The following is a 1848-nucleotide window of genomic DNA, read 5'->3' as shown; positions in this document are numbered from 1 at the left end:
GTGGTGATCGCGCGCGAGGATACCCCCGGTGACAAGCGGCTGGTGGCATATGTGCTGGCCGAAGACCAATCGCCGCCTGCGCCCGAGTTGCTGCGTGCACACCTCGCGCAGAAGCTTGCCGACTACATGCTGCCTTCAGCCTTCGTGACCGTTCCGCACTGGCCGCTGACCTCAAACGGCAAGCTGGACCGGCGCGCTTTGCCTGCACCTGACATTGCAGCGGTAGTGGCAGGCTGCTACGAGGCACCGGTGGGCGAGGTGGAGCAGGCGTTGGCTACCCTCTGGCAAGAGGTGCTGGGGCTGGAGCGCGTGGGGCGCCACGATAGCTTCTTCGCGCTCGGTGGACACTCGCTGCGGATCATTACCGTGATCGAAAGGCTTCGCCAGCAAGGACTGCACGTTGAGGTCCGCGCGGCCTTCAGTGCCAGCACACTGGCCGAGCTCGCCGCATGCGTGCAGCGCACGCAGCACAATACGGAGGTGCCGTCTGTGCCTCCCAATCTGATCGATGGAAGCGGCTCCATCACGCCCGAACACCTGACGTTGCTGGAGCTCTCCCAAAAGGAGATTGACGGACTGGTCGCACTTATCCCTGGTGGTAGTGCCGACATCCAGGATATCTATCCACTGGGCCCACTGCAGGAAGGCGTGTTGTTCCATCACCTTCTGGGCGGGGAGGGCGATGCCTACCTGCTGCGTTCCATTACCCGGATCGAGACCGAGGAGACATTGCAGGCATTCCTGTCCGCATTGCGGCAGGTCATCGCACGTCATGACATCCTGCGCACTTCAGTGCACTGGGAAGGGTTGCCGCGTCCGGTCCAGGTGGTTCACCGCCAGGTTTCACTGCCAGTGGAGCGCATCGTTCTCTTCCCGGACGTCGAACCGGCGGATCAGCTTCGCCAGCAGGTCGACCCCCGCCGTATCCGGATGGATCTGGGGCGCCCGCCTCTGATACAGGCATTCACCGCCGCCGATCCGCAAGGTGATGGCCACTGGTTGGTTCTCCTGGTCCATCACCTCGTATGCGACCACATCTCGCTGGAGCTGCTGATCCACGAAGTACAGGCATTCATGCATGGCGATTCAGCTAGCTTGCCGGCACCGCTGCCGTACCGAAGCTTCATTGCGAAGGCGTTGGCCACGCCAGACGACGTTCATGCGGCCTACTTCCGCGAGCAACTGGGTGACGTAGAGGAACCAACGGCGCCGTTCGGCGTGCTGGACGTTCATCGCAGTGGCGCACAGGTCGCTGAGATACGCCAGACGCTACCACCAGCACTGAGCTTTCAGCTGCGCAGCCAGGCTCGCCAGTGGGCAGTAACGCCGGCAGCCCTGTTCCATCTCGCTTGGGGGCAGGTCCTGGCACGCTGCTGCGGACGTGGCGATGCCGTGTTCGGCACCGTGGTATCCGGGCGGCTGCAGGGACTGGAGGGCGCAAGCCGCGTGGTTGGCATGTTCATCAATACGCTGCCACTGAGGCTGCAGCTCGATGGTCTGGACGTCGGGCAAGCGGTGCTGCACGCCCACAAGCGGTTGAGTGAATTGCTGGATCACGAGCAGGCGTCGCTGGTCCAGGCGCAGCGCTGCAGTCAGGTAGCCGCGCCTCTGCCACTGTTCACTTCGCTGCTTAACTACCGTCACAGCGAAGCAACCACGGCAGTATCCGTATTCGAAGGCATGCATGCAGTTCACGATGAAGAGCGCACCAATTACCCCCTGACCGTTTCGGTTGACGATCTTGGTGAAGACTTCGGAACCGTCGTCCAGGTCGTGCAAGGCCTGGATGCAGCGAGAATTGCAGCCTACTTTGCACAGGCGCTGGAGTCGCTCGCGCACGCGCTGGAG

Annotated in this window: 1 protein-coding gene; it reads left to right on the top strand. The window is 62.7% G+C overall.

Translation table 11 applies throughout. From position 1 onward, the window contains the following. A partial coding sequence (locus tag QOL57_RS21405; protein WP_283401544.1) for a condensation domain-containing protein occupies window positions 1-1848 on the top strand: 1848 nt, incomplete at both ends.

Source organism: Stenotrophomonas sp. yr243, assembly GCF_900184195.1.
Taxonomy (GTDB): Bacteria; Pseudomonadota; Gammaproteobacteria; order Xanthomonadales; family Xanthomonadaceae; genus Stenotrophomonas; species Stenotrophomonas lactitubi.
Note: the sequence above shows the minus strand (reverse complement) of the source record. Positions and strands in the feature narration are given on the sequence as shown.